Origin of the sequence: Streptococcus sp. V728, assembly GCF_052077995.1 — a bacterium.
Taxonomy (GTDB): Bacteria; Bacillota; Bacilli; order Lactobacillales; family Streptococcaceae; genus Streptococcus; species Streptococcus infantis_B.
Genome location: NZ_JBQJJH010000001.1, coordinates 1 through 26,301, shown reverse-complemented (window position 1 = coordinate 26,301; position 26,301 = coordinate 1). Strand labels below are relative to the sequence as shown.

Sequence of the window (26,301 nt, the reverse complement as noted above, 5' to 3'; positions counted from 1 at the left end):
CGATTTTCAATCTTACGACTACTTTATTTTAAAACTTCAAATACAGTCTGGAACATGATCTTGATATCCCCGAAGAAATTAAAATCACGTAGGTAGGCTAGATTATAGTGCATTTTTTCTGGTAGGACTCTCTCAACATAGGCCTGGTCAACCGTCATACCTTTTGCAGTCATTTGACTGATAATGGCATCCTCGTCCTTATAGTTAATGCTGGCAAGCGATGTAATCCCTGCTGGCAAGAGCAAGGTAGCCATCATTTCAGGGCTATACTGCTCTGTGTAGCGTGGTACTTCTGGACGAGTTCCCACAAAGGACATCTCCCCTTTGAGAACATTGACCAATTGTGGAAGTTCATCCAAACGAACACGGCGAATGAAATTTCCAACCTTGGTGATGCGGCTATCATTTGCAGAAGTTACTAGACTTCCTATCTTGTCCGCATCTGTCACCATGGTCCTGAATTTCCAAATCTTGAAATGTCGGTTGTACTGGGTTACCCGCACCTGCTTGTAAATGACTGGACCCTTACTATCTAGTTTGATCCAAATGCTTAGAATCAGAAATACGGGTGAAGTCAAGATTAACAAGACCAAGGCTAGAAACAAATCTAGACAACGCTTGAGAATCAGTGAACCTTTTCTTCCAGAGATGAGCTGGTAGTATGGTTTCACCTCGCTCAATTGCATCTCCTGAGGTAGTTCATCCCATTTCAGCATGCACATTCTCCTCTGTTTTTTAATATGTAATCTTTAAACATTCTACATTATACCACAAAATGAAAGAGGCGGTGCAAGAAATCTGTATTTTAAAGGAATTCTTCCTTAGGACAGAGCTCCTGCTTGTAAACTATACATCTTGTGATAGGTACCTCCCAGGGCTAAAAGTTCCTCGTGTGTGCCGCTCTCGATGATTCGTCCCTTATCTAGGACATAAATACAATTTGCATCCTGAATGGTAGAAAGACGATGGGCAATGGCAATGGTCGTTCGACCCTGTCTCATCTTGGCTAGAGAATTTTGGACCAAGGCTTCTGTTTCAGAGTCGATATTGGCTGTCGCTTCATCCAAAATCAGAATTTTAGGTTGACTGGCAACGGTTCTAGCAAAGGCAAGAAGCTGACGTTGACCAGTTGAAAAACTCGAACCACGCTCAGACACAGGGGCATCATAACCTAATGGAAGATCCTGAATGAAAGAATCTGCATCGACAAACTCTGCTGCTGCCTTAACCTGGTCATCACTGATATCTTGGTACATAGCGATATTGGACTTGATGGTCCCATGATAGAGGAAAGGTTCCTGTAGGACCAGACCGATATTTTTTCTCAATTCCTCTTGGCTATACTTACGAATATCCACACCATCTAGGAGAACTCGACCAGACTGAAATTCATAAAAGCGCATGAGAACATTGATGATAGAAGATTTCCCAGAGCCAGTATGTCCGACAAAGGCGATGGTTTCACCTTTATTGACTGTAAAGGAAATATCATCAAGAATCTGGTGTTTCCCGTCATAAGAGAAGGACACATGTTCAAAACGGATATTTCCTTCTTGAATCTCCGCTTGTCCATTTTCTTGGACCGGTTCATAGTTGGTCTCATCGATAAGTGCAAAGACACGACCTGCTGACACCATGGATGTCTGAAGAGTAGAAAAGTTCTGTGTCACCTCGATGAGCGGATCAAAGAGACGGTTGATGTACTGGATAAAGGCATACATAGTTCCTGTCGTTATTCCTAGATAAAGACCACGATAGCCAAAATAAGCCATCAAAACTGCATACCCCAATAGCTTCAGTAAGCTCATGGCCGGACGTAAAAAGAGGGAGTCCAAGGCTACTGAACGGTTAGCGTAAACTAGATGTTCCTGATTTATCTCATCAAACTCTTCTTGCAGGCGCTTTTCTTGGTTAAAGGCTTGAATGATGCGAATCCCTTCGATATTTTCTGCCAGCTTACTGTTAATATCTGACAAGAGACTTCTGTTTTTTTCAATGACCTTGACCGATTTTTTTCGGTAGAGATTAACCAAAAGGAAAATCAAGGGTAGAAAGAGCAATACTAAAGCTGTCAGACGATAGTCTAAAACGAGCATGGTATAAAGGGTTGTCACAAAGATAAAAACTGCCGAGATAAAGCTAGATAAGATCCCTGAAAACATATTGCTAATAGTCTCTGTATCATTGGTCAAACGAGAAACGATGGAACCTGCAGGCGTTTTATCAAAGTAAGACATGCCTAGCTTCTCCATATTGGCAAAGGCATCACGTCGGATATCTCTAACGATACTGTAGGACACGCGCGCAAAAAGGAGATTCCCCACATATTGGACAGTGGTTTGAAGAATGTAGAGACCATAGTAAACTAGCAAAACTGTAACAGCAAGCTGATTGAGATTGTTTAGATACTGGTCGATAAAGTGTGAAGCCACCAATGGAATAACGCTCTTAATAACAGTCGTCGCGAGGAGAAAAGCAAGGGCTAAAAATGTTAGGAGACCATAGGGCTTGAGATAGGACAACAAGCGTTTCAATACAGCCCATTGTTCTTGTTTATTGCGCATCTTCTTCTCCTTTCATTTCTAACTGCTGAGACTGATAGGTTTGTGCATACCAACCATCCAAGGCGAGTAAGTCTTCGTGTGTCCCTCGCTCAATGATGCGACCATTTTGCATAACCAAAATCAAATCTGCATGGACAACTGCACTGAGACGATGGGCAGTAATGATGGTCGTTTTATCTTTGCGAGTTTCCTTGAGATTATCAATGATAGCGAACTCTGTCTTGGCATCTACAGCTGACAAGGAATCATCTAAAATCAGGATATCAGGATTTAAAATCATAGCCCGACTCATAGCCAGACGTTGCTTTTGTCCACCAGATAGACTGACACCTTTTTCGCCGATAACCGTATCAAATCCCTGGGGCATGGCTTGAATATCTTGATAGACTTGAGCCAACTTGGTTGCTTCTTCTACTTTTGAGAAAGGCAGGTCAGGATTCCCAAAACGAATATTGTCTAGGATAGAGCTGGCAAAGAGAAATTGGTCCTGTGGGACGTATCCCATCAAACTTCGTAAGTCAGCTAGTCGATAGTCACGAATGTCATGCCCATTTAGATAAATGGCTCCTTGATCAACGTCATACTCACGTAGGAGCAACTTAATCAGAGCTGTTTTTCCTGAACCAGTTTGCCCAACCAAGCCAAGAGTTTGCCCTTTTTCGAGACTAAAATGAATATCTTTCAGTGTCTCTTCGTCTTCAAAGGCAAAACGATCAATAGCATAGTCCAATCGCCCATTTTCAATCCCGTCAAGTGGAGATTCCGGATCGTTCACAGGTGATTCTTGAGACAAGAGGCTCTCAATACGTTGGTAGGAAACTTTTCCTCTCTGAGTAATATTAAAGAGGAAACCAATCGCCATCAAAGGCCAGACCAGCATATCCAAGTAAGAGATAAAGGTGACCAGATTTCCGACGGTTACCTGCCCCGCTTGTACCATAAAGGCACCGACCAAGAGAGTTAAAGCATAGGAAGAACCAACAAAAAGCAGAACCATCGGATCAAAGAGACTATCATATTTCATGGTTTGCAGATTCTTTTGGAAGGTCAAATCATTGACTTCCTGGAAAGATGCCAATTCATCAGACTGATAGCCAAAGGATTTTGTTACCTTGATACCTGCTACAGACTCTTGAACCTTATTGTTGAGTTCAGAAAAGGCTGCTTGCGATTCACCAAAAGCTTTATGGGTCTTTCTCCCCAGACGACTAGTCGCATAGGCCATAAATGGCAAGGGAAGAATGGCAACCAAGGTCATCTGCCAGGAAATGCTAAAGAGCATGGTCAACAAAGTTACTAAGGCTGTGATAGAGGCATCTACTGCCGACATAACTCCCCCACCGGCTAGACGAGTCAGGGCATTGATATCATTGGTTGCATGAGCCATCAAATCCCCTGTTCGATAATTCTGATAAAAAGCTGGCGACATTTTTGTAAAGTGCTCAAATAGTCTTGAACGCATGATTTGCCCAAGTCGGTAGGAGGTCCCTAGGATATACATACGCCAAACATAGCGCAGGTAGTACATCCCGAAAGCAGCAAGCAGGAGATAAAAGAGATGAAGCAGGAGCTCATCCTGTGTTAATCGTCCCGAAGTGATGGCATCAATCACGCGCCCCATAACCATAGGTGGGATGAGGTTTAGTACAGAAACCAAAACCAAAGCTACGATTCCAACGAGATAACGGCGTTTTTCTAACTTAAAAAACCACCAAAGTTTTTGGATGATGGACATAGTATTCCTTTCTAATAACAAATGGAAACCTGAGGCATGAACCTCAGGTTTTTCTTATTCATAGGTAACAAGGTTTAGTAGACCCTTGCCATACTCAGCGATAAAAATATTCATAGGAGTAACATTTCATTTATTTTCAATCTTTTACATAAATCATTCTTTATTATATAGGAATGACCTTGATTTTTCAAACTATACGCTGGGGAATTACTTCTTTTTCTGGTATAATATTGTCTATAATCTGAATGAAAAGGTACACACTATGAAACTAATCTCATGGAACATTGATTCCCTCAATGCAGCGTTGACGAGTGACTCTGCGCGTGCGAAATTGTCTCAAGACGTCCTCCAAACCTTGGTAGCCGAAGACGCTGATATCATCGCTATCCAAGAAACCAAGCTTTCAGCTAAAGGTCCTACTAAAAAACACCTTGAGGTACTGGAAGAACTCTTCCCAGGTTACGAGAATACTTGGCGTTCCTCTCAAGAACCTGCCCGCAAAGGCTATGCTGGAACCATGTTCCTCTATAAGAAAGAACTCACTCCAACTATCAGCTTCCCAGAAATCGGTGCACCTTCTACCATGGACTCTGAAGGCCGCATCATTACTTTGGAATTTGATACATTTTTCGTAACTCAGGTCTACACACCAAACGCTGGGGATGGACTCAAACGTTTGGAAGAACGTCAAGTCTGGGACGTCAAATATGCGGAATACTTGGCTGAGTTAGACAAGAAAAAACCAGTTCTTGCTACAGGTGACTACAACGTTGCCCACAAGGAAATTGACCTTGCTAATCCAGCAAGCAACCGTCGTTCACCAGGTTTCACAGACGAAGAACGTGAAGGATTTACAAACCTTTTAGCCAAAGGATTTACAGACACTTTCCGCCATGTTCACGGAGATGTTCCAGAACGCTATACTTGGTGGGCACAACGTAGCAAAACTTCAAAAATCAACAACACAGGCTGGAGAATCGACTACTGGCTCACAAGTAACCGTGTAGCAGATAAAGTTACCAAGTCAGATATGATAGATTCAGGCGCTCGCCAAGACCATACACCGATTGTCTTGGAGATTGAATTGTAAGGATTTTATTTATGGACTACAATGCAGTTATTCCCGAGTTTATGGTCTCAAATATAGAACAGTCTCGTTCCTTCTACTGCGATATACTAGGTTTTACTATCGAATACGAGCGACTAGAAGAAAACTTCCTCTTCCTATCTCTTGAAGATTGTCAGCTAATGCTAGAAGAGGGGACAAAGGAGGAGCTAGCTGAACTGGCCTACCCCTTTGGTCGTGGAGTCAATATCTCCTTTGGCATAAAGGATGTTCCTCGACTCTATCAGAAAGTAATCGAGTCTAACTATCCTATTCATCGTCCTTTGACTAAAAGAGAATTTCGAGTTGGCGAACAATATATCTATCCACATGAATTTGCAGTTTTAGACCCAGATGGCTATTTTTTAAGATTTAGTGAATAAGATAATAGAACACTAGACGGAAAAAGTAAATATAAAAAAGAGGCATAAGCCTCTTTTTTATATTTCTAAATTCTAATTCTTTTTTCTTCTGAGCGCTCACCTGTTATAAACATGGTAAAGGTTGCTTTGCAGACATTTTTCCCATCTTGGTTGATAAGGTCTACGTCGACGACACAGGTGGTACGTCCTTTATGGACACACTCTCCCTTGATGGTCAATTCATCTCCGAGATATCCTGCTTTTAAGTAATTGATGGAAGACTGTAAGGTTACAACATCTAAATCAAGAGAAATAACGACTAAGCCACTGATTTGGTCACACAGAGTATAAAGATAACCTCCGTGGGCATTGCCATAATAGTTAAGAGAAGAGTTCACGACCTTGGTAGTTACGGTGACACGACCATCTCTCATCTCCTTGATTTCATAATTTTCAAATGCTGATATGGCATCAAAGTGAAAATCCTTCATACATTCCTCCTAGTCTTTCAAACGCTATCATACTACTTTTTATACTAGTATGCAAGAGGAAGGTCCTGACACTATGGCATAAGTCCAACATGATTTACAAAGCGCATAAAGGCTGCCTGTCCTTCTTCTGTTTGCTTGTAAACCCCTGCATCTTCCAATACCCGAGCGAAGATTTTACCAACAGATTCTTGGACGATTTCAAGAGCGTGGTCTTTATCAGTCAATCTAGGATTGGATTCTTTCAACTCATCTGCCCATTCTTGGTGATAATCTGCTACTAAAACATCCTCTCCAACCAGGTAAGCTGCTACTTGCTCCACTTCTTCCTTCAAGCGTGGTGGCAAGATTGCCAAGCCCATGACCTCTATCAAGCCGATATTTTCCTTCTTGATATGTTGGACATACTTGTGGGGATGATAGATACCATCTGGATGCTCTGGAGATGTCTGGTTGTCTCGCAAGACCAAATCTAATTCAAACTGCCCATCTCTTTTACGCGCAATCGGTGTGATAGTGTGATGCGGTGTTCCATTACTTTCCGCCAAGACCTGAACACTTGGATCTGAGTATTGACGCCAAGAAAGTAAGATTTTCTCAGCAAGATTGGTCAAATCGTCTTTAGAATCTGAGGTCAATCGAATCACAGACATAGGCCACTGAACAATTCCTGCTTTGACAGATTCAAAACCTTCAAAGGTAAAGCTTTTCTGTAAAGGAGCCACTTCCATTGGGAAGACATGTCGCCCACCTTGGTAATGATCATGGGTCAAGATTGAACCACCAACAATTGGTAGGTCCGCATTCGAGCCTGCAAAATAGCCTGGGAACTGCTCTACGATTGCTAACAAACGCTCCAAACTTTGGCGACTGATAGCCATAGGACGGTGTTGACTGTCTAGGAAAATACAGTGCTCATTAAAGTACGCATAGGGAGAATATTGGAAGCCCCACTCCTGCCCAGAAATATCAAAACGAATGATGCGATGATTGCTTCTAGCTGGATGATTGACACGACCATGATAGCCTTCGTTTTCCATACAAAGCTGACATTGAGGATAGTTGCTCGACTTGACCAACTTGGCTGCCGCAATCTCCTTTGGATCCTTTTCAGGTTTAGATAGATTGATAGTAATCTCGAGTTCACCGTAGTCAGACGGAACACGATAAGCAATATTCTTTGCGATGGCCTTTAGTTTGATGTAGTCATTCTTCTGACTGAGTTGGTAGAAGTCCGCAATCGCCTGCTCTGGTGACTGGGCATAAGTCGTCCAAAAGTCTCGATTAACCTGACTTGGACAAGGCGTTACCAAGTCCATAAGTTCAGCACCGAAAATTTCACGCGCAGCCAGACTATCTTCAATCGTCCCTAATCGAACGGATTCCTCAACAAGCTGATCTTTAAGGTCAATCAAGTTATCTTGGTCAGTCTTGACTTCAAGAACCCCATCTCCCACCAATGCTAAAACACGATTGGTCAGATAGATACGATCCAACTCTTCAAAGCTACTTTCTGTAATGACTTTGGTCACAAATTTTTCTACTAAGGTCACTAGATAACCTCCTTCTGACTATTCAAGAACGCGAGTTCCACCTGCCACTTCAGCGATATAGAAGCTTGGAGCATAGCCAATGATTTCTTCATAGTGTTTGCCAACAGCTTCTTTAAAGGCCTCAACCGCATCTTTTTGAACCAGGGCAATGGCACAACCACCAAAACCTGCTCCTGTCATACGAGCACCGAGTACACCTTCTTGAGCCCAAGCTGTATGAACAAGGGTATCCAATTCCAAACCAGTCACTTCGTAGTCATGTTCCAAAGAAACGTGAGACGAATTCATCAAACGACCAAACTTGTCCAAATCTCCCGCTTGAAGTGCTGCTTGCGCTTTAAGGGTCCGTTGATTTTCAAGAACGGCATGGCGAGCACGTTTCAAACGATTTTCCTCTTTGATCAGGTAGCTGTACTCGTCAAAAGCCCATTCATCTAATTCACCCAAGGTTTGGATATCCAAGGCCACTTGAAGCTCTTCCACAGCCTTTTCACATTCAGCACGGCGTTCATTATATTTAGAATCTGCTAGTTCACGGCGCTTATTGGTATTCATGACAACAACAACATTGTCCTTCAAATCAAGAGGAACCAAGTCATATTCTAGAGTATTAGTATCTAGGTAAATAGCACGTTGGTCAGCCCCCATACCGATGGCAAATTGGTCCATGATACCAGAGTTAACACCGATAAAGTTATTCTCAGTTAGTTTTCCGATTTTAACTAAGTCTAGACGATCCAATTTTAGGTCAAAGAGGTATTCTGCTACGACACCTGTCAAAAGCTCCAAAGATGCTGAAGATGACAAACCAGCTCCATTTGGGATATTCCCAAAGACATAGAAATCAAACCCTTTATCAATCACATGACCTGCTTCTTGCAAGAAATGAAGGACACCTTTTGGATAGTTGGTCCAGTTGTGCTCTTTCTCAAACTTAAGGTTAGCTAGAGGCACTTCGATGATGCCTTTGTCCTCAAAGTTTGCTGAGTAGAAACGCAAGACTTGGTCATCACGCTTACGAGCAGCTCCATAAGTTCCTAGTGAGATAGCTGCTGGAAAAACATGACCACCGTTATAGTCAGTATGTTCCCCAATCAAGTTGATGCGGCCTGGTGAGAAAAAGGTTTGGTCTGCTTCTTGACCAAAAACAGCAAGGAAATCCTTGCGAAGTGCTTCAGCAGTAAGATGTTGTGTCATATGAATTCTCCTTTTACGAAATATTAGGTAAAAAAGTTTATCCTGTAATCGTTTTCTTCTATTGTACCCAAGGGTTTTGCTTAGGTCAATATTTTTACCGATATTTTACTAAACTATGAGTAAAAAGGAAGAAAAATATGCTATAATAACCTAAAAAGGAGGGGAATTATGGCTACACTCAAAGATATTGCTCAGTTAGCCTCTGTCTCGATCGCAACTGTATCCCGTGTCCTCAATCGCGATCAGAGTCTATCTGTCACAGAAGAAACCCGACATCGTATTTTAACTGTCGCCGAAGAACTAGGCTATACCAAACATCTCAAAACTGGCGAAAGTCATAAACTCAAACAGAAGATTGCTATCATTCAGTGGGTCAGTGAACAAGGAGAGTTGGAAGATCTCTACTACTACCAGATTCGACTAGGAATTGAAAATAGAGCCCAAGAATTAGATTATGACATTCTGCGCTATTTTAATGACCAGCCTTTTACGCTCAGTGAAGAAGTCATTGGGATTCTCTGTATTGGGAAATTCAGCCAAGCACAGATTGCATCATTTGAAGAATATCACAAACCCCTAGTATTTTTAGATAGTGATACAATTGCCCTTGGTCATACCTGTGTCATTACAGATTTTAATAATGCTGTTAGACAGGTGGTTGATTACTTTACAGACCACGGACTTAAAAAGATTGGTATCTTATCCGGTCTTGAAACTACTACTGACCAAGAAGAAGTCATCGCAGATAAACGTTTAGATTACTTCAAATCTTATACGCAAGAAAAAGGAATCTATAAAGAGAAATTCATTTTTCAAGGTCTATTTACTGCCCAATCTGGATACGACTTAATGAAAGAGGCTATCGAGAAATTAGGAGATAAACTTCCACAAGCCTTTTTTGCAGCCAGTGATAGCTTGGCCATTGGTGCCCTTCGCGCCCTTCAAGAAGCCAGCATCAGCATACCAGAGCGCGTCAGTATTATTTCCTTTAATGATACCATTCTAACCAAGCAAGTGTTCCCACCACTTTCTAGTATCACAGTTTACACCGAAGAAATGGGACGCACAGGAATGGATATCCTGAACAGAGAAGTCCTTCACGGCCGTAAAATCCCAAGTCTGACCATGCTAGGAACCAAACTAACTTTAAGAGAAAGTACCTTGCATTAAGCACAATAGCTGAACATAAAAAATCCTAATAGAGATTTCCATACTCTATTAGGATTTTCTTTTTTATTCCATCACAATTATAGACTTAATAGACTTGCGTTCATCCATATCTTTGTAAGCCTGATTAATCTCATCCAAGCTGTAACTATTAGTAAAGACACGTCCTGGATTGATATCACCGTCAAGAACTGCTTTTAACAAAACTTGTTTGTCATAAGTAGTAACTGAGGCTGCTCCACCTGCCACTGAGATATTTTGGGCAAAGGTTGAACCAAGGGCACGGTTATTGTAGTGAGGCACACCGACAAATCCCATGCGCCCGCCATTATGGAGGACTCCAAGGGCCTGCTCAACAGCTGCTTCTGTACCCACACATTCAAGAGCAGCATCTGCTCCGCCGCCAAGGATTTCACGGACCTTGGCAATCCCTTCTTCACCACGCTCAGCTACAACAGCTGTCGCACCTGACTCCAAGGCCATCTGTTGACGGTCTTGGTGGCGACTCATGAGGACGATTTGCGATGCACCACGCATTTTGGCTGCGATAACCGCACATTGACCCACAGCACCATCCCCGATAACGACCACCTTGTCACCTTTTTGCACATTAGCCACACGCGCTGCATGGTAACCTGTTGGCATAACATCTGCTAGACTTAAGAAAGATTTGAGCATAGCCTCTGTATAGTCAGAAGGTTGCCCAGGAATTTTGACTAGGGACCAATTCGCATAATGGAAACGAATGTACTCTGCTTGAACACCAGTAGACCAGTTGCTATTACCCAAATGACGATCACAAGTTCCATCAAAGCCATCATGACAGGCATCACATTCCCCACAACCATGTGTAAATGGAGCAATGACAAAATCCCCTGGTTTCACTGTCGTAATAGCCTCTCCAATTTCTTCGACAATTCCGATAGCTTCATGACCACTGTTCAAACGGCCTTCTTTTATATTAGGATTACGATATGTCCATAAGTCCGTACCACAGACACAAGTTCTCACGATACGGATAATAACATCATCTGCTTCCTTAATTTGTGGACGCTCCACTTCAACAAGACCAATCTCTCCTGCTTTACTATAAACTGCTGATTTCATAAAAACAATCCTCTCTGTTTCTTACTAATTCTAGTATACACTTTTATAGCCCATTTTGTAAGAGGAAAATCTTTCTAAGGAGGCTTTTTATCGAGTACCCCACTATCTAATTATTATAGAATTAGACTAGCTTAAAAAAGATAAAAATCTTTCTGCTGTTTCTGGTTCTTGATGATTATGAAAGAGTGTACTTCCTTGGTCCAATTCTTCTATGCTCTTCATTTCATCTTCTGTTAACTCAAAGTCAAAAATATCAAAATTCTCTTGCATCCGTTCTTTACGAACAGACTTAGGAATGACAACCACGTTACTTTGGAGTAAGAAACGTAGGGCTACTTGAGCTACGGATTTGCCATGTTTTTCTCCAATCTCCTTCAAGAGGGGAGTATTGAAGAAATCATTTTTCCCTTCAGCAAAGGGCCCCCAAGATTCAATTTGACAATTATACTTCTCCAAATACTTTTTGGCTTCTTTTTGTTGATAGAATACATGGGTTTCTATCTGATTGATAGCTGGCTTGATCTCCACAAAATACTGAAGATCAATAAAGCGATTTGGTGAAAAATTGGAAACGCCAATGGCACGGACCTGCCCTGCCTTATAGGCTTCTTCCATAGCTCTGTATGTGCCATAGTAATCACCGAAAGGTTGGTGAACCAACAAAAGATCAATATAATCTGTTTGAAGTTTTTTCAAGGATTCTTCGATCGAAGCCTTGGCCTTTTCATAGCCAGCATTCGAAATCCAAATCTTTGTCGTAATGAAGAATTCTTCACGTGAAAGACCCGATTCCAAGATAGCTTCCCCCACACCTGCTTCATTGCCATAGATTTGAGCGGTATCAAAAGAACGATATCCAACCTCGATAGCATCAAGAACTACTCGCTTTGTTTCATCTACTGGTGTCTGAAATACTCCAAATCCTAATTGTGGCATTTTAACATTGTTGTTTAAGGTTTTGTAATACATATTTTCCCCTACTTCTTTTATTACTTTTAGTTTACACTCATTTAAAAGATTTGTATACTAGCAAATGAAAATAGCTTTTACAGAAGGAAAAACGACAGCAATTCTTCGTACTTAATGAAGAAAAGGAACATCAAATTTTTCTCCACTTCCTTTAATGCCTATGTCTATCTAAAGATTTCAACTCATCAACATGTCGTTTATGATGAGCATGACTAATCGGACTACTATCCACCTCAATAGTGACATTTTGAAAGCCCCTCTCTTTGAGCAAGTCTCGGATAGATTCTTTACAGACCTCCATATGCTTGACCTGCTCCAGACAAACATGGACAATAGCATTTTTTTCCAAACCATCCATAGTCCAAAGATTAAGCTGATTCACACTGGCCACATACTCCAATTGCTCCAAATCACTCCTGACTTGCTCGATATCTACTCCTTCTGGTACAGCATCTAAGAAAATTTTCAGCGTAGACCAAAAACGTGGAATGGCTTTTGACAAGATAAAGAAGGAAATGACCAGCGACAAGAGAGGATCTAAGATATACCAATCCGTAAATCGGAGAATAATGGCCATCAGAATGACTGCGACCCAACCAAGGGTGTCTTCCAGAAAATGCAGGCTAAGAATAGACTCGTTCTTTGTTTTTCCTTTACGAACCACTAAGCTCGCTAGCACATTTATAGTAACTGCAATGATTCCTAGCCAGAGGATACCCTCATCATTGACAGGTTGGGGATTAAATAGTTTTGTTGTATTTTCCAAAATGACGAAAACTGATCCTGTCATCAAAATCACAGCCGTTATCAAAGCTCCTAGAAGACTAAATCGTTTGTAACCCAAGGTATACTGACTATCCTCTTCACGATTGGAGATTGTTTCTAGAACGGCTGATACCCCAATTGCAACCGCATCTCCTAAGTCATGGACAGAGTCAGCCAGCACAGCACTAGAGCCAAATACTCCACCAGCGATAAACTCGACAATAGCATAACTCAAATTTAAGAAAAAAGACAGCCAAACAGCACGTTTTGAACTCATTTTTTTATTCTCCTTTGGTATAATAGTAGTATGATTATTCTCTTTACTAGTATTATCTCTCACACCAAAAAGAAAGGATAGAAGCACTCTGTTCAGTTTATAAGTTACTGAACAATTTGTTCAAATTATCCATATGAGTACTCAAGATCGTCGCATTACCAAGACTCGAAAAGCTATCTATGCTGCTTTTTTACAGTTACTTAACCAAAAAGATTATGAGGCCATCACGGTTCAGGAGATTATTGACCTTGCTGATGTAGGGCGTTCCACCTTTTACAGCCATTATGAGAGCAAGGAGTTACTACTGGATGAGCTCTGCCAAAAGCTCTTTCACCATCTCTTTGAGCGTGATGAACACCTCTCTCCACAAGACTACTTGGCTCATATCTTTCAGCACTTCAAGAAAAATCAAGACCATGTAAGCAGCCTCTTGCTCTCCAAAAACGATTATTTTATCCGGCAACTGCGAAAAGAACTAGAACATGACGTCTATCCCATGTTAGCAGACGAACTGATTCAAGCACACCCCAACATTCCTCACTCCTATCTCAAGCACCTGGTCGTCAGCCACTTCATTGAAACAATCAGCTGGTGGTTGAAAAATGGGAAATCTTATAACGAGCAGAAAGTGGTCCAGTTTTATTTGGAGATACTGAATGCTAGCTCTAAATAAATATCATGTTATTTAGAAAGGACCAGCTTTAATGACTACCCTACAATTTTATTTCCTATTTCCGAGTTTATTCATGCTTCATGAACTGGAAGAAATCATATGGATGCCATCTTTTGTCAAAAAAATATCATTACAAATTCCATATAAACAAATTTTCAATTTATACACCCCTTTTGCTTTCAATGTCATTGTCATGGAGCAACTTCTACTTCTACTGATAACACTTTATCTTAGTTACCAATTTAACAACTATACCATTTACACAACCATTGTAATCGCTTATATCTATCATGTGTTCGGACATCTTATTCAGACAATTGTCATTCGAAAATATGTGCCTGGATTGTTAACTGGCATTTTTACGAGTTTATTTTCTCTATTCTGTCTCAAAAATAACGTACCCATCAATCTTTATTGATACTCTTTCATTACCTTATCACTTTTCCTTGTAAATCTTATAGTTTCATTTATGATTCTTCATAAGAAGAATCTCAAACTAAGGTAAGTAAAGGTCTTTACACTATCACGGGCATTTACTTTATTTATCCTAGAAAGGAAACATCTATGTCACTTTATCCCATCTTTAGCATCATCACAGTCTTTTTAGCGCTTGCTTTTGTCCTTATTCATCTTGTTGCAGCGTTATCAGCTATGATAAAAGGCAAAAAAAAACTTAGGAACTGGATTTATTGGCTCTATAATTTCTGTAGTGGGTAAAACCACTGTAGAGATTATAGAGCTTTTTGAATGCAGACAAAAAGTCCCATAAGAACTATAATGAAAAGCGACGAAACTACCATTAAGAAGAACTTATGAGACCTATTAAGAATACCACAGAATTAATCGGAATTAAAGACCAAAATATCAAGATTTCACTTATTTTTGAAACTGACACCCATATCGAGATTCAAGCAAAACTCGATTCCCCTGCACCATTATGTCCTCATTGCCATGGAAAGATGATCAAATATGACTTTCAAAAAACCTCTAAGATCCCTCTTCTCGAACAAGCTGGAACGCCTACACTACTACGTCTGAAGAAACGTCGGTTTCAGTGTAAAAGTTGTAAACGAGTCACGGTAGCTGAGACATCAATCGTTGAGAAAAACTGCCAAATCTCCAATCTAGTCCGACAAAAGGTTGCACAACTCCTAACTGATAAGGTGTCATTAACGGATATTGCCAGAAGACTTCGCGTGTCGACGTCCACTGTCTATCGTAAGCTTGATCAGTTTACTTTCAAGGAACATTATGACAAACTCCCTGCTGTTATGTCCTGGGATGAGTTTGGGTTCAAGAAAGGGGAATTGGCTTTTGTTGCTCAAAACTATGAGACCAACCAACTCATTACCATCCCTGATAATCGCCGCCAAACTACTATACGAAACTACTTTTTGAAGTATCCATTAAAAGCTCGCCAAAAGGTGCAGTTTATCACAATGGATATGTCTGGAGCTTATATCCCACTAGCACGCAGACTCTTCCAAAAGGACAGCCGTAAACTATCTCTCAACTCTTTTTATTCAAAGACTTTCCGTCAAACATTAAGTCCACATGAAATCATTGAGAAGACACTAGACTTTTCAGAAGAGCTTACCGACTACTATACACTTTATCAGCTCTTGCTTTTTCACTTTCAGGAGAAGAGAGTAGATGAGTTCTTTGAGCTGATAGAGGAAAATAGGAGCAAGGTCAATCACTACTTTCAAACTGTCTTTAGGACTTTTCTTAGACACAAGCAAATACATCAAAAAAGCCCTAGAAACGGACTATTCAAACGCAAAACTTGAAGCGACTAACAAGTTGATCAAAGACGTCAAACGGTTGGGGTTCGGTTTTAGAAACTTTATTAACTTTAGGAAGCGTGTTTTCATCACTCTGAACATACATAAAAAGAGGACCTATCCGGTCCTCTCAAGATGTTAGCTTTTCGTCACCCACTACAGTTGACAAAGAACCTATTAAACACAAAAGTCACCCATGTGAGTTTTTGCCAGAAGCTGAAGTTAATCCTTCAACCTGGAAAACCCGCAGAGGTGACTTTTTCTATACATCTCGATTTTTCTGGCAATAATCATTAACCGATAAATATGTCTGTGAATCACCCAGCGACTCCGCTATGTCCATAATCCGCGGTGGTAGTAATCCCACTCGCTGGACAAGTTCGTGATCGCTGAACAATTCCCGTGGACTTCCGGCGAAGCCAAACTTCCCGTGTTCCATAACATACACCGACTCAAACTCGGCGGCGACCCAATCCATGTCATGGGTGATGGTCACAACTTGGTGACCCGAATCAGCCAACTGATGGAAAATTGCGGTCAACTTGCGCCGGCTTTCCCAATCAAGCGACATCATCGGCTCATCAAATAAATAAATCGCCGGATCCACTGCCAAAACTGTGGCAACGCTCAACAGCTTGCGTTCCGACAATGACAGGTCATATGGACTTTCAGCTGTTTTATCATCCAAGCCAACTCTTTTTAGAGCCGCTAAAGCCCGCCTCGTAATCGTGTCGTGGTCATCCATGACCTGCGCGACACTCCACTCCACCTCTCGTTGAACGGTCGGGTTGAAAAGCTGATCGTCAGGATTCTGAAAAGTAATCCCAACCTTCAGTAACTTTTCGACTGGTTTAAGATCATTAAAATTTTCTCCATCGATCTTAATCACACCGGTTTGTGGTGTCAGCAAGCCCGTCAACAATTTGAAGAGCGTTGATTTGCCGGCACCATTTTGGCCGACAATCGCCACCATCGGATCGGCGAAGTGTTTGTCTTCAACATCCAAGCTAAAGGACCGTTCCGGATAAGTGAACGTCAGGTGGTTCAGTTCAATTGTGGGCATAACGAACCTCCTTCAGATCAGCGTCATTCACCGGATACCGGCCATCAGCCAAGTGCCAATCCATTTTTTGAGCAAGTTGCTGGATTGTCGGGGCTGGAATCTGCCAGTCAGCTGCCAAATGATTAAACACCTCACCCGGCCTACCCTGGGCTACCATTTGACCCTCGTGCAGCACCCACACAACGTCGGCGACTTCGCACAAATCGTCAATTTCACTGGTGACAATGAAGACAGTCGTCTCTTTGACTTGGGCCAGCCATTGGAAAAATTGTCGACGGCCAAGGGGATCCATCTGACTGGTCGGATCATCCATAATCAAAACAGCCGGATTAGCCACAATCGCCGTGGCAATTGCCAACCGCTGGATCTGACCACCGGAAAGGCTCTCGGGACGCAAATTCAGCTGTTCAATCAGCCCCATTTGCGTGGCAACTTCTTCAACCCGTTTTTGAATCAGTCCTTCAGCCATTCCCTGATTAATCAAGTCAAAGGCGATTTCATCGGCAACCGTGTCTGCCAACCCGCTTAGTTGACCAGCTGGATTTTGCAGTACAACTCCATTCATGGCATTATAAACTGGCCAATTGTCGGACACTCGCTGGCCAAACATGTGCCAGTCGCCCTCAATCTCAGCAGACACAATTTTGGGAATGACCCCTGCTAGCACATGGCACAAAGTCGATTTGCCGGAGTGGCTATTCCCGATAATCCCAACCACCTGGCCGGTATGAACCTCCGCGTTAATCTGACGCAGTTGTGGTTGCTCAGTACCCGGATAACGGGTGGTCAAATTTTCAATTACAATCCGTTTATCTTCGTCCATATCTTCCACCCGATCAATAAAATTGCCAATCCAGTCAGACCAATGTGCAGCGTCCGCGACAGGCGATACACGCGCTGGGTGGTTCTGACAGTCCGGTTGAGATTATCAAAACCTCTCAGTTGGAGAGAAATCGACCGCGTCATCGATTGATCCAAGGTCTTAATCACCAATGGAATTAGAACCGGCAGGACTGACTTTAATTTCTGAATCAACGTTTTTTGCGGATTGGTTCCGCGAACTTTTTGTGCCTGCTGGATTTTCCGCATATTGCGCATCATTTCCGGTAAAATATAACACACCGACATCAGAACGTAGACGGTTTTATAAGACAATCCGGACAGTTCCAAATAGGCCGCGTTTTCTGAAATACTCGTGGTCACCATAAAAAAGCCACTGGTCAAAATAATCACCAATACTCGACAACCCAGAGTGGTGGCGTAAATCAGGCCTTCTTTGTAGAACGACACCCCAAGCACAGAAAACAGCACATTTTGATTCCGACTGTAAAATAACCCCTGGATGATCAGCATGGTGCAAATCAGAAACAGGCTGAATCCCAGCGCCTTAAAGATGGTAGAACTCAATTTGGAAAATAACAATAGCAGTGTTGCGACAAGAATTAATCCGGCCTGAAGCAATAAATTCATACTGGCAAAGCTCAACAACGTCATGTCCAAGATGAACAAGAGCTTAGTAATCGGATCGATCACCTGGTACCACTTGAGCTTGACCCGTGGCGCTCCAGAAATCAATGTTTGATCAGTCATCATTTATCATCGCTAAAGAAGTGCACCATCCGCTTCGGCAGCTGACGATAGATGAAGAATGCCAGGTAGGCCACGCAGACTTTATCCAAAATATCCAAGACAAACTCATCGATAAATGAGGCCAGCCACACTGGTACATGATTGGCGACCATTACCGCAAACAATGAGTCACCCCAAGCGATACCGGTCTGACCACCCCAAAAGATGACGTTGAATGGCGTTGAAATGACAGCTGAAACGATGGCAATAATAATAGCAGAAACAAATACTCGTCGCGCTGACGAGAACCACCCATTGGCGTGCAAAACTCCGACAGCAATCCCAATTCCGATGCTGGTAATCGCATACACGGTTGAAATTGGCGATAAGGTCAGCCCATAGATCACGTTATTGATGAAACCACTGATGGCACCGGCAACCGGCCCAGCCAACATGCTGGCAAGAAAGGTTCCCAAAGACCCCAGCCAAACGGGCAACTTTAACCCCTCCGCCAAGGCTTTGGCAACATAGTTAATCCCTACGGCAGCGGGAATCAAAGTCATGGTGGCAGCATTTAACTTAAATTTCCACATACTGGTACGATGAATCGGTTTTGTTTTCATAATCTTCTCCTTTTGTTTTTAAAGAGCCGTGTCAGGAATGACTTTCGGACGCAACGCTCTATTATATATCTACTGAACTGTCTATACACAAGATTTCCATCCTTAGTCGACATGAGCTAGAAATCCTTATTTATTAAGTAGTTCACAACACATTATACACCTATTTTGTGAATAGTCAAGTGTATTTACAGTAAAATTTTCTCTTCCTTTCCATTTTTAATGACATTCAGTAACTCTAACATCAAAAAAGCCCAGATAAAATTATCTGAGCATTCTTCTATATAGTCGTTTAATGGAGTTGAGTTCAGCATTTTCAAGTTATTTCTTCAACAAACCTTGTTCTTGCAGAAATTCCTTGGCTACTTGTTCTGCAGACTTGCCTTCTACTCCGACTTGATAGTTCATCTGACTCATCTGGCTCTCGGTGATTTTTCCAGCTAGTTTATTAAGAACATCTTCCAACTCAGGATGTTTTTCGAGTAATTCAGCTTTCATGAGTGGAGCACCTTGATAAGGAGGGAAGAGTTGTTTATCATCCTCCAAAACCACTAAATCATAACGAGCAATTTCAGCATCTGTTGAGTAAGCATCTGTAATTTGGATGTCACCTGACTGGATGGCTTGGTAGCGAAGAGCTGGTTCCATAGTGGCTACATTGAGTTTCAATCCATAAACAGACTGCAAGCCCTTGTTTCCATCCTCACGGTCGTTAAACTCCAGAGTGAATCCTGCCTTGAGCTGTCCTTCTACTTTTTTCAAGTCTGAAATCGTCTTAAGCCCATATTCTTGCGCAATTTTTTTGGGAACTGCTATAGCATAAGTATTTTGATAAGCCATGGGTTTAAGAAAGGCTAGTTGATCCTGTTTGGCAATGCCATCACGAGCCACCTCGTAAACCTTTTCCGGGTCATGCCCTATTTGTGGAGATGGTTGGAGGAGACTCTCTGTCACTGTTCCAGAAAATTCTGGATAGATATCGATATCACCCTTTTTCAGCGCTTGATAAAGGAAATCTGTCTTCCCAAAGTTAGGCTTGACCGTCACCGTCATATCCGTATTTTCCTCAATGAGAAGCTTGTACATATTCATGAGAATCTCAGGTTCAGGTCCCAACTTCCCAGCTATAACCAGATTTTCTTTCTCTTTATTTGGAATCATGCTTGGAGCATAACTAGCTCCCAAACCAAGCACCATAACAGCAAAGACTGCAACAATTGTACGCAACTTTGCCTTTTCCAACCATTTGAGAACAACATTAAAGAGAATGGCCAAAATAGCTGATGAGATTGCACCGATTAAAATGAGACTAGCATTCCGACGATCAATTCCCAAAAGGATAAAGGAGCCCAATCCTCCAGCTCCAACAAGAGCGGCTAGAGTTGCTGTCCCAATAATCATAACGGTTGCTGTACGAACCCCCGATACAATGACAGGCATGGCAAGTGGAATTTCAAACTTCTTGAGTCGCTCCCACTTGGTCATTCCAAAAGCAATCCCTGCCTCCTCAAGACTAGGATCAATGCCGTTCAAGGCTGTAATCGTATTTTCTAAAATCGGGAAAATAGCGTAAATAACAAGGGCTGTAAGAGCTGGTAAGGTTCCAATTCCCATGAAAGGAATAAAGAGACCCAATAAAGCCATTGAGGGTATGGTCTGGAAGATACCCGCAACTTGTAGCACCCAGTTCGCCGCTTTTTTGTGGCTATTTAGATAAACCGCCAGTGGAATCGTCAGAAAAATAGCAACCAATAAGGTCAAAAGAGACAATTGTAAGTGTTGCCCAAGAGCGGTTAACCATTCTCCAAAACGTTCTTGAAATGTTGAAATCAAATTAGACATGAAGGCTACCTCCAAACAAATTTGCTACAAAGTCTGTCGCAGGCGCTTGTAAAATTGTTTCAGGTTCTGCGACCTGACTAATTTCTCCATCTTGTAAAACTGCAATTCGATCCCCTAATTTTAAGGCCTCATCCGTATCATGTGTTACGAAAATGGTCGTCATGCCTAATTCTTTATGTAAATCTTTTGTAAGAGCCTGCAACTGCTTGCGAGAGATGGCATCCAAGGCTGAAAAAGGTTCGTCCATCAATAGAATTTTTGGTTCCCCAATGATGGCCCGTACAATGCCAATCCGCTGTTGCTCCCCACCAGATAACTCGCTAGGCATGCGCTTTGCATACTCTGCAGCAGGGAGCCCCACCTTATCCAAGAGTTCTTCTGTTTTAGAAGCAATTTGCTCTTTGCTCCATCCCTTCATTTCAGGAATGAGAGCAATATTTTCCGCAACGGTCAAGTTAGGAAAGAGGGCAATGGCTTGAAGGACATAGCCGGTACTGAGACGTAATTCCCGTTCGTCATAGTCTTTGATGCGTTTCCCATCCATATAGATATTGCCATCTGTCGGCTCTAAAAGACGGTTAATCATCTTAATCATAGTGGTCTTTCCAGATCCTGAAGGACCCACTAGCACCATAAATTCTCCATTTTTAATTCGGAGATTGACATCTTTTAAAATGTTTTTATCCGTGTAGCGCAAGGCTACGTGTTTATATTCAATCATGTTTTTCCTCAATAAGTTTTCTATCTCTAAGAATATCCAAAAGGCTGCTTGCTGGATGCCTTAGAACTTTTTCGACATCTGTAGAAACCCCAGCTTGTTCACCAGCTTTAATCGCTGTATAGGTGCTGACCCAGGAATCGTACTCCCATGTTTGTGCTGGCCATTTTTTCCGTGACTCATAGGCTTCTTCTACTGATTCATCCACATACGCGATGGTCTTACTGGTCTCCTTTGAGAGAAGCACTACGATTTTTTCCATGGAAAGATCCTCTGGCCCTGTCAGATTCAAGCTTTGATTTTCCCACTCCTTAGGATTTAAAAGAATTTCTGCTGCAACCTTAGATGTATCCTTACGAACAACAGCTGACACAAGGCCACTGCCAGCCGGACCACGAATCTCTCCATTTTAAAGCGCCATATCAATCAGAAAGTCCAAGTAAAAATTATCTCTCAAAAAAGTGTAGGTGAACCCTAACTCCTTGATATAGGCTTCCGTCTGTGCATGATCTCGAGACAAGGTAAAAGTTGCCTTCTCATCTGCCCCATAAAAGGAGGTATAAACAATATGCTGCACCCCTGCTAGTTTTGCAGCATCTAAAAACTCCTTGTGCTCCTTTACACGCTCTGGATTTTCCCTAGCAGAGACCATCAACAAGGTATCGATACCCTTTAAGGCCTCAACTACTTTTGGAGTATTGGCATACACCATCTTACGAATTTCCGCTGACGCTTAGACTTTTGCACGCTCTGGGCTTCTTGCCAGATGGATAGAAGCAATTCCTTGCTGATCGACAAGATCCGCTACATATGAGCCTAATTTTCCTGTTACACCTGTAATTCCGATCATAACTGTTACTTCCTTTCCCTAGATTTCATTTTCTTTAGCTTTTAGATTTGCGATTATACGCGCTTGATAAGCTTCAAATTCTCGGATTTCTTGATCTGAAAAGCCTTGGTAGAAAATCTCTCCCAGTTCTTTACTGACACGGTCTCCAATTTCTTTTTGCGCCCAACCGAGGTCTGTCAAAGAGATATATTTTTTCCTTTTATCCTGCGTGCAAGGTTGAATAGTGACCAAGCCTTGTTCTTCCAATTTCTTAACCATACTGGTCAATGTATTATTAGCTAGACCCGTCGCAAGAGCGATATCTGTCGCAGTAGCGCATCCCAACTCTTGCTTCCACAAAATCGTTAGAATTTTCCCTTGCTCACTTCTGTATTGAGCATCTGGTTCCTTGCTCAAGAGTTTTTGAAAGATACGCCCATTTAACAATCGAATCTGTAGAGCTTGATAGCCTCCTAACATCTTGTCCATTTTGTCTCCTTTTTGTTCTATATCGAACCTTTTGAATTATTGTAACACCCTGAATTACATCTGTCAACTATTTCGATATCGAAATATTAACTTTTAAAAAAAAAAGAGTTTAGCCAAGCTAAACTCTTTTTCTTTTACTCTTCTTCCACCAAACGTTTAAACTCTCCTTGGATCTCTGTATTTTCTGTCGGTTTTAAGTACATGATTCCACCATTTGTTGTTGGAGAATGAAAAACAATCGCTTCTCCTGTGTTAGTAATCGCAAAGTAATAGCTATGAACATCTGGAAATTTATCCCAGTTACTATAGCGCTCTACGATGCGATACTTAGCAGTTCCTAAACCATTATCCGAGTATTCCGCATTTATTTTTTCACTCGGCCCATCACCAAAGGTATAGAGATTATCAGCACCGACATCTCCACCAGCAATTCCTTTTTTGTAATTAGGTTGACCAAGTCTTTCTCCCCAGCCTTTAATAAAAGCTTCTAATTTAGCAGATTTATTGGCATTCCAAGGAGCTTTTTGCTTTTCTCCCGAAATGGTCGTACTAGTAGAGTTTTCAAATTTCTGCCAATCAAAACCTCTTAGATCAATTTGATCAGATTCAATTTTTCCAAAATTAGATCCAATATAATTAGATTCTATTTGAAATTCTTTTTCCTGAAGTTTACTAGCCCCCTTTTGCTTTTCATTTAACTTATAAAGAGTTCCATAACCTTTACCAGTTCCTGACGACCAACTTAATTCAAGAATCTCCCCACCTTGATAAATAATTGCCGCATTCCTAGATCCACCATGTCCTGCAGCAAAACCTTCTGCTAAGAGAACAGGTTTACCTTCTTGTAAAGAATACACCCCAGTCAAAAAGTATTTTCCACTTAAATTAAGATCTGCTATAAGTAACTCCTCGACGCCATCATCATTTAAATCAACAAAGGAATAACTCATATCATCTGAACGATTCATGGCATTTTCAAGAGACCAACTATTGATAGGACGTTCAGTAGCTTTTAAACTTTGATAAAGATTTGAAATTGCAGTTGGATCTTGAGAAGTAGAAAATATCTTTTGGTAATCATCAAAAACTGACTTGTACAAACCTTTATAATCTTTCTTAGACTCCCCAGACTTTATCTCGTTACTAGTAATTGAAGTAGATAAACTAATATCTTTACTAGAAAGCTCAGAATTTTGATTACTACAACCAACTGTAAAAAAACAAAATATAAGAATAAACAGACTTCCTACTATACTTCTATTACCCATAAAAATCTCCTCATAAAATTAATGGTGACCATAGCTTTGCTTACATTATATCAAATATTTGAGAGTTGCGGTAAGATAACGAAATCTTATATATACAAATACTAAGTAAATATGTTCAATAATTCTTATATTCGATACACCTTCAATAAATATTATATAGCTAAATATATTGTAGAGAAATCCTATAGGACGTATAACAAAAAAGATTAAACCATTATTTAAAGCTAACCAATAATAGAGTTAAATTATTATAAAAGCTTACAGAAAATTAAAGAAAAGACCATTAACGCATTGAAAGAATAAAATATAAATGAAAGATAAAAGCTAGGAAAAAGCCACGAAATCATTAAAAGATACTTTTATACTCCGTGACTTTAATAAAATTAAACCTAGAATCTCCCTAAATTTGAAAACAAAAAGAGCAAACCATTTTGTTTCGCTCCAGATAGTAAGAATTCATCACTCAACCACAGTCGTCAAAGAAGGAAAATTTGATAATTAAAGACACAAAAAAAGAGCCAACAAGCTCTAATTACGGAGAATAAGGGATTCGAACCCTTGCGCCGGTTACCCGACCTAACGATTTAGCAAACCGTCCTCTTCAGCCTCTTGAGTAATTCTCCTATTAATGGGCACGAGTGGACTCGAACCACCGACCTCACGCTTATCAGGCGTGCGCTCTAACCACCTGAGCTACGCGCCCAAGTAAAAACTTGGTACTTGAACAAAGTTCAAAGCGGGTGACGAGAATCGAACTCGCGACAACAGCTTGGAAGGCTGTAGTTTTACCACTAAACTACACCCGCATGATACTTAATAAAAAATGGCGCGAGACGGAATCGAACCGCCGACACATGGAGCTTCAATCCATTGCTCTACCAACTGAGCTACCGAGCCAATATTGCGGGAGCAGGATTTGAACCTACGACCTTCGGGTTATGAGCCCGACGAGCTACCGAGCTGCTCCATCCCGCGTTAATAATAAAGGAGGATGTGGGATTCGAACCCACGCACGCTTTTACACGCCTGACGGTTTTCAAGACCGTTCCCTTCAGCCGGACTTGGGTAATCCTCCATCATTTCAATGGACCTTGTAGGACTTGAACCTACGACCACTCGGTTATGAGCCGAGAGCTCTAACCAGCTGAGCTAAAGGTCCAACAAGATCATTATAGCGGCGAAGGGGATCGAACCCCCGACCTCCCGGGTATGAACCGGACGCTCTAGCCAGCTGAGCTACACCGCCATCAATCGGGAAGACAGGATTCGAACCTGCGACACCTTGGTCCCAAACCAAGTACTCTACCAAGCTGAGCTACTTCCCGAATTAAATGTTTAATGCACCCTAGAGGAGTCGAACCTCTAACCGCCTGATTCGTAGTCAGGTACTCTATCCAGTTGAGCTAAGGGTGCTCATCATTATATGCCGAGGACCGGAATCGAACCGGTACGATCGTTACCAATCGCAGGATTTTAAGTCCTGTGCGTCTGCCAGTTCCGCCACCCCGGCCTCTCTAAGCGAACGACGGGATTCGAACCCGCGACCCCCACCTTGGCAAGGTGGTGTTCTACCACTGAACTACGTTCGCATCGACTCTGCTTTAACCTAAAAAAAATGCCGGCTACATGACTTGAACACGCGACCCTCTGATTACAAATCAGATGCTCTACCAACTGAGCTAAGCCGGCTGATTTCTATTATGCGGGTTAAGGGACTTGAACCCCCACGCCGTTAAGCGCCAGATCCTAAATCTGGTGCGTCTGCCAATTCCGCCAAACCCGCAAATATGACCCGTACTGGGCTCGAACCAGTGACCCATTGATTAAAAGTCAATTGCTCTACCAACTGAGCTAACGAGTCAAATAACTTTCGTTATTACGGTCCCGACGGGAATCGAACCCGCGATCTTCGCCGTGACAGGGCGACGTGATAACCGCTACACTACGGGACCTATGGGAGTTAACGGGATCGAACCGCTGACCCTCTGCTTGTAAGGCAGATGCTCTCCCAGCTGAGCTAAACTCCCTCGAGCTAAGCGACTTCCATATCTCACAGGGGGCAACCCCCAACTACTTCCGGCGTTCTAGGGCTTAACTTCTGTGTTCGGCATGGGTACAGGTGTATCTCCTAGGCTATCGTCACTTAACTCTGAGTAA

The 26,301-nt window shown here is 41.9% G+C and carries 21 protein-coding genes, 17 tRNA genes, 1 rRNA gene and 3 pseudogenes; 6 read left to right on the top strand and 36 right to left on the bottom strand.

Translation table 11 applies throughout. The features are described 5' to 3' along the window. Nucleotides 1-23: 23 nt before the first annotated feature. From ACTO1Y_RS00210 to ACTO1Y_RS00200, 3 genes are all read right to left on the bottom strand, one after another. Entirely contained in the window at nt 24-716 is a 693-nt protein-coding gene (locus ACTO1Y_RS00210; protein WP_441347917.1) for a sugar transferase, read from the bottom strand. Nucleotides 717-821: 105 nt separating this feature from the next. Continuing rightward, complete coding sequence (locus ACTO1Y_RS00205; RefSeq protein ID WP_441347916.1) at nt 822-2,564, bottom strand: ABC transporter ATP-binding protein; 1,743 nt, start codon at nt 2,562-2,564, stop codon at nt 822-824. Further along, the gene (locus ACTO1Y_RS00200; RefSeq protein WP_441347915.1) at nt 2,554-4,299 is read right to left on the bottom strand and encodes an ABC transporter ATP-binding protein; all 1,746 of its coding nucleotides are present in this window, start codon (nt 4,297-4,299) and stop codon (nt 2,554-2,556) included. The genes ACTO1Y_RS00205 and ACTO1Y_RS00200 overlap by 11 nt, the downstream gene beginning before the upstream one ends. 262 nt (nt 4,300-4,561) lie before the next feature. Between ACTO1Y_RS00200 and ACTO1Y_RS00195 the strand changes: the two genes are divergently transcribed. Continuing rightward, nucleotides 4,562-5,389: an exodeoxyribonuclease III gene (locus tag ACTO1Y_RS00195; RefSeq protein WP_441347914.1), complete on the top strand. Its 828-nt coding sequence runs from the start codon at nt 4,562-4,564 to the stop codon at nt 5,387-5,389. Between the two features lie 11 nt (nt 5,390-5,400). Next, entirely contained in the window at nt 5,401-5,787 is a 387-nt protein-coding gene (locus tag ACTO1Y_RS00190; RefSeq protein WP_441347913.1) for a bleomycin resistance protein, read from the top strand. Nucleotides 5,788-5,852: 65 nt separating this feature from the next. Here the strand turns inward: ACTO1Y_RS00190 and ACTO1Y_RS00185 are convergent, their stop codons facing one another. From ACTO1Y_RS00185 to ACTO1Y_RS00175, 3 genes are all read right to left on the bottom strand, one after another. Next, on the bottom strand, nt 5,853-6,257 hold the full coding sequence (locus ACTO1Y_RS00185; protein ID WP_006149914.1) for a PaaI family thioesterase: 405 nt from the start codon (nt 6,255-6,257) through the stop codon (nt 5,853-5,855). A 71-nt stretch (nt 6,258-6,328) separates the two neighbouring features. Continuing rightward, nucleotides 6,329-7,807 (bottom strand): UDP-glucose--hexose-1-phosphate uridylyltransferase, encoded by a 1,479-nt coding sequence (locus ACTO1Y_RS00180; RefSeq protein ID WP_441347912.1) that lies wholly within the window; start codon nt 7,805-7,807, stop codon nt 6,329-6,331. Nucleotides 7,808-7,825: 18 nt separating this feature from the next. After that, on the bottom strand, nt 7,826-9,004 hold the full coding sequence (locus ACTO1Y_RS00175; protein ID WP_441347911.1) for a galactokinase: 1,179 nt from the start codon (nt 9,002-9,004) through the stop codon (nt 7,826-7,828). A gap of 168 nt (nt 9,005-9,172) precedes the next feature. Between ACTO1Y_RS00175 and ACTO1Y_RS00170 the strand changes: the two genes are divergently transcribed. After that, complete coding sequence (locus ACTO1Y_RS00170) at nt 9,173-10,174, top strand: LacI family DNA-binding transcriptional regulator (protein ID WP_441347910.1); 1,002 nt, start codon at nt 9,173-9,175, stop codon at nt 10,172-10,174. A 63-nt stretch (nt 10,175-10,237) separates the two neighbouring features. Here ACTO1Y_RS00170 and ACTO1Y_RS00165 read toward each other — a convergent pair whose 3' ends face one another. The 3 genes from ACTO1Y_RS00165 to ACTO1Y_RS00155 all read right to left on the bottom strand — a co-directional run bounded on the left by ACTO1Y_RS00165 (nt 10,238) and on the right by ACTO1Y_RS00155 (nt 13,289). Continuing rightward, a complete protein-coding gene (locus tag ACTO1Y_RS00165; protein WP_441347909.1) occupies nt 10,238-11,278 on the bottom strand; it encodes a zinc-binding dehydrogenase in 1,041 nt (346 codons plus the stop codon). 126 nt (nt 11,279-11,404) lie between these two features. Further along, the gene (locus ACTO1Y_RS00160) at nt 11,405-12,247 is read right to left on the bottom strand and encodes an aldo/keto reductase (RefSeq protein ID WP_441347908.1); all 843 of its coding nucleotides are present in this window, start codon (nt 12,245-12,247) and stop codon (nt 11,405-11,407) included. A 151-nt stretch (nt 12,248-12,398) separates the two neighbouring features. After that, complete coding sequence (locus ACTO1Y_RS00155; protein WP_441347907.1) at nt 12,399-13,289, bottom strand: cation diffusion facilitator family transporter; 891 nt, start codon at nt 13,287-13,289, stop codon at nt 12,399-12,401. A gap of 133 nt (nt 13,290-13,422) precedes the next feature. Between ACTO1Y_RS00155 and ACTO1Y_RS00150 the strand changes: the two genes are divergently transcribed. The 3 genes and pseudogenes from ACTO1Y_RS00150 to ACTO1Y_RS00140 all read left to right on the top strand — a co-directional run. Further along, entirely contained in the window at nt 13,423-13,962 is a 540-nt protein-coding gene (locus ACTO1Y_RS00150) for a TetR/AcrR family transcriptional regulator (protein ID WP_235083366.1), read from the top strand. A gap of 31 nt (nt 13,963-13,993) precedes the next feature. Next, nucleotides 13,994-14,467: pseudogene (locus tag ACTO1Y_RS00145) on the top strand (HXXEE domain-containing protein). Between the two features lie 307 nt (nt 14,468-14,774). Further along, nucleotides 14,775-15,878, top strand: a pseudogene (locus ACTO1Y_RS00140) (transposase); the annotation flags it as partial. A 130-nt stretch (nt 15,879-16,008) separates the two neighbouring features. Here the strand turns inward: ACTO1Y_RS00140 and ACTO1Y_RS00135 are convergent. The 27 genes and pseudogenes from ACTO1Y_RS00135 to rrf form a co-directional block, all read right to left on the bottom strand. Continuing rightward, the gene (locus tag ACTO1Y_RS00135; protein WP_049527185.1) at nt 16,009-16,809 is read right to left on the bottom strand and encodes an energy-coupling factor ABC transporter ATP-binding protein; all 801 of its coding nucleotides are present in this window, start codon (nt 16,807-16,809) and stop codon (nt 16,009-16,011) included. Beyond that, on the bottom strand, nt 16,796-17,632 hold the full coding sequence (locus ACTO1Y_RS00130; RefSeq protein ID WP_441347906.1) for an ABC transporter ATP-binding protein: 837 nt from the start codon (nt 17,630-17,632) through the stop codon (nt 16,796-16,798). The genes ACTO1Y_RS00135 and ACTO1Y_RS00130 overlap by 14 nt, the downstream gene beginning before the upstream one ends. Further along, a complete protein-coding gene (locus ACTO1Y_RS00125; protein ID WP_441348053.1) occupies nt 17,608-18,399 on the bottom strand; it encodes an energy-coupling factor transporter transmembrane component T in 792 nt (263 codons plus the stop codon). Before ACTO1Y_RS00125 ends, ACTO1Y_RS00130 begins: the two co-directional genes overlap by 25 nt. Then, nucleotides 18,399-19,001: an ECF transporter S component gene (locus tag ACTO1Y_RS00120; protein WP_441347905.1), complete on the bottom strand. Its 603-nt coding sequence runs from the start codon at nt 18,999-19,001 to the stop codon at nt 18,399-18,401. The genes ACTO1Y_RS00125 and ACTO1Y_RS00120 overlap by 1 nt, the downstream gene beginning before the upstream one ends. A gap of 318 nt (nt 19,002-19,319) precedes the next feature. Then, nucleotides 19,320-20,840, bottom strand: coding sequence for an ABC transporter permease/substrate-binding protein (locus tag ACTO1Y_RS00115; RefSeq protein ID WP_441347904.1), 1,521 nt, complete (start codon nt 20,838-20,840; stop codon nt 19,320-19,322). Beyond that, entirely contained in the window at nt 20,833-21,561 is a 729-nt protein-coding gene (locus tag ACTO1Y_RS00110; protein ID WP_441347903.1) for an ABC transporter ATP-binding protein, read from the bottom strand. Before ACTO1Y_RS00110 ends, ACTO1Y_RS00115 begins: the two co-directional genes overlap by 8 nt. After that, nucleotides 21,554-22,408 (bottom strand): annotated as a pseudogene (locus ACTO1Y_RS00105) (SDR family oxidoreductase). Before ACTO1Y_RS00105 ends, ACTO1Y_RS00110 begins: the two are co-directional and overlap by 8 nt. Before the next feature lie 18 nt (nt 22,409-22,426). Next, nucleotides 22,427-22,876, bottom strand: a complete 450-nt coding sequence (locus ACTO1Y_RS00100) for a MarR family winged helix-turn-helix transcriptional regulator (protein ID WP_441347902.1) — start codon at nt 22,874-22,876, stop codon at nt 22,427-22,429. A 134-nt stretch (nt 22,877-23,010) separates the two neighbouring features. Continuing rightward, a complete protein-coding gene (locus ACTO1Y_RS00095; RefSeq protein ID WP_441347901.1) occupies nt 23,011-24,144 on the bottom strand; it encodes a DUF4767 domain-containing protein in 1,134 nt (377 codons plus the stop codon). A 535-nt stretch (nt 24,145-24,679) separates the two neighbouring features. Continuing rightward, a tRNA-Ser gene (locus ACTO1Y_RS00090) sits at nt 24,680-24,767 on the bottom strand. A gap of 6 nt (nt 24,768-24,773) precedes the next feature. Continuing rightward, a tRNA-Ile gene (locus tag ACTO1Y_RS00085) sits at nt 24,774-24,847 on the bottom strand. 32 nt (nt 24,848-24,879) lie between these two features. Next, a tRNA-Gly gene (locus tag ACTO1Y_RS00080) sits at nt 24,880-24,950 on the bottom strand. A gap of 18 nt (nt 24,951-24,968) precedes the next feature. Further along, a tRNA-Phe gene (locus ACTO1Y_RS00075) sits at nt 24,969-25,041 on the bottom strand. Nucleotides 25,042-25,045: 4 nt separating this feature from the next. Next, a tRNA-Met gene (locus ACTO1Y_RS00070) sits at nt 25,046-25,119 on the bottom strand. A gap of 10 nt (nt 25,120-25,129) precedes the next feature. Beyond that, nucleotides 25,130-25,219 (bottom strand) — tRNA-Ser (locus ACTO1Y_RS00065). Between the two features lie 10 nt (nt 25,220-25,229). Continuing rightward, nucleotides 25,230-25,303, bottom strand: a tRNA-Ile gene (locus ACTO1Y_RS00060). A 13-nt stretch (nt 25,304-25,316) separates the two neighbouring features. Beyond that, nucleotides 25,317-25,390, bottom strand: a tRNA-Met gene (locus tag ACTO1Y_RS00055). A gap of 5 nt (nt 25,391-25,395) precedes the next feature. After that, a tRNA-Pro gene (locus ACTO1Y_RS00050) sits at nt 25,396-25,469 on the bottom strand. A 14-nt stretch (nt 25,470-25,483) separates the two neighbouring features. Further along, nucleotides 25,484-25,557: transfer RNA gene (locus tag ACTO1Y_RS00045), tRNA-Arg, on the bottom strand. 11 nt (nt 25,558-25,568) lie between these two features. Next, nucleotides 25,569-25,654: transfer RNA gene (locus ACTO1Y_RS00040), tRNA-Leu, on the bottom strand. A 7-nt stretch (nt 25,655-25,661) separates the two neighbouring features. After that, nucleotides 25,662-25,733, bottom strand: a tRNA-Gly gene (locus ACTO1Y_RS00035). Between the two features lie 27 nt (nt 25,734-25,760). Beyond that, nucleotides 25,761-25,833, bottom strand: a tRNA-Thr gene (locus tag ACTO1Y_RS00030). A 12-nt stretch (nt 25,834-25,845) separates the two neighbouring features. Next, nucleotides 25,846-25,927: transfer RNA gene (locus ACTO1Y_RS00025), tRNA-Leu, on the bottom strand. A 5-nt stretch (nt 25,928-25,932) separates the two neighbouring features. After that, nucleotides 25,933-26,005: transfer RNA gene (locus ACTO1Y_RS00020), tRNA-Lys, on the bottom strand. An 18-nt stretch (nt 26,006-26,023) separates the two neighbouring features. Continuing rightward, nucleotides 26,024-26,096 (bottom strand) — tRNA-Asp (locus ACTO1Y_RS00015). A 2-nt stretch (nt 26,097-26,098) separates the two neighbouring features. Next, nucleotides 26,099-26,171: transfer RNA gene (locus ACTO1Y_RS00010), tRNA-Val, on the bottom strand. 4 nt (nt 26,172-26,175) lie between these two features. Further along, nucleotides 26,176-26,291 (bottom strand): 5S ribosomal RNA (gene rrf / locus ACTO1Y_RS00005). Nucleotides 26,292-26,301: the final 10 nt, after the last annotated feature.

Excerpts from the sequence above, each read along its gene's own strand:
- ACTO1Y_RS00100 (WP_441347902.1), bottom strand. The coding sequence starts at position 22,876 with ATGGACAAGATGTTAGGAGGCTATCAAGCTCTACAGATTCGATTGTTA.
- ACTO1Y_RS00175 (WP_441347911.1), bottom strand. The coding sequence starts at position 9,004 with ATGACACAACATCTTACTGCTGAAGCACTTCGCAAGGATTTCCTTGCT.
- ACTO1Y_RS00115 (WP_441347904.1), bottom strand. The coding sequence starts at position 20,840 with ATGTCTAATTTGATTTCAACATTTCAAGAACGTTTTGGAGAATGGTTA.
- ACTO1Y_RS00210 (WP_441347917.1), bottom strand. The coding sequence starts at position 716 with ATGCTGAAATGGGATGAACTACCTCAGGAGATGCAATTGAGCGAGGTG.
- ACTO1Y_RS00110 (WP_441347903.1), bottom strand. The coding sequence starts at position 21,561 with ATGATTGAATATAAACACGTAGCCTTGCGCTACACGGATAAAAACATT.
- ACTO1Y_RS00125 (WP_441348053.1), bottom strand. The coding sequence starts at position 18,399 with ATGACTGATCAAACATTGATTTCTGGAGCGCCACGGGTCAAGCTCAAG.
- ACTO1Y_RS00190 (WP_441347913.1), top strand. The coding sequence starts at position 5,401 with ATGGACTACAATGCAGTTATTCCCGAGTTTATGGTCTCAAATATAGAA.
- ACTO1Y_RS00135 (WP_049527185.1), bottom strand. The coding sequence starts at position 16,809 with ATGCCCACAATTGAACTGAACCACCTGACGTTCACTTATCCGGAACGG.
- ACTO1Y_RS00095 (WP_441347901.1), bottom strand. The coding sequence starts at position 24,144 with ATGGGTAATAGAAGTATAGTAGGAAGTCTGTTTATTCTTATATTTTGT.
- ACTO1Y_RS00205 (WP_441347916.1), bottom strand. The coding sequence starts at position 2,564 with ATGCGCAATAAACAAGAACAATGGGCTGTATTGAAACGCTTGTTGTCC.
- ACTO1Y_RS00185 (WP_006149914.1), bottom strand. The coding sequence starts at position 6,257 with ATGAAGGATTTTCACTTTGATGCCATATCAGCATTTGAAAATTATGAA.
- ACTO1Y_RS00150 (WP_235083366.1), top strand. The coding sequence starts at position 13,423 with ATGAGTACTCAAGATCGTCGCATTACCAAGACTCGAAAAGCTATCTAT.
- ACTO1Y_RS00195 (WP_441347914.1), top strand. The coding sequence starts at position 4,562 with ATGAAACTAATCTCATGGAACATTGATTCCCTCAATGCAGCGTTGACG.
- ACTO1Y_RS00160 (WP_441347908.1), bottom strand. The coding sequence starts at position 12,247 with ATGTATTACAAAACCTTAAACAACAATGTTAAAATGCCACAATTAGGA.
- ACTO1Y_RS00155 (WP_441347907.1), bottom strand. The coding sequence starts at position 13,289 with ATGAGTTCAAAACGTGCTGTTTGGCTGTCTTTTTTCTTAAATTTGAGT.
- ACTO1Y_RS00120 (WP_441347905.1), bottom strand. The coding sequence starts at position 19,001 with ATGAAAACAAAACCGATTCATCGTACCAGTATGTGGAAATTTAAGTTA.
- ACTO1Y_RS00200 (WP_441347915.1), bottom strand. The coding sequence starts at position 4,299 with ATGTCCATCATCCAAAAACTTTGGTGGTTTTTTAAGTTAGAAAAACGC.
- ACTO1Y_RS00130 (WP_441347906.1), bottom strand. The coding sequence starts at position 17,632 with ATGGACGAAGATAAACGGATTGTAATTGAAAATTTGACCACCCGTTAT.
- ACTO1Y_RS00165 (WP_441347909.1), bottom strand. The coding sequence starts at position 11,278 with ATGAAATCAGCAGTTTATAGTAAAGCAGGAGAGATTGGTCTTGTTGAA.
- ACTO1Y_RS00170 (WP_441347910.1), top strand. The coding sequence starts at position 9,173 with ATGGCTACACTCAAAGATATTGCTCAGTTAGCCTCTGTCTCGATCGCA.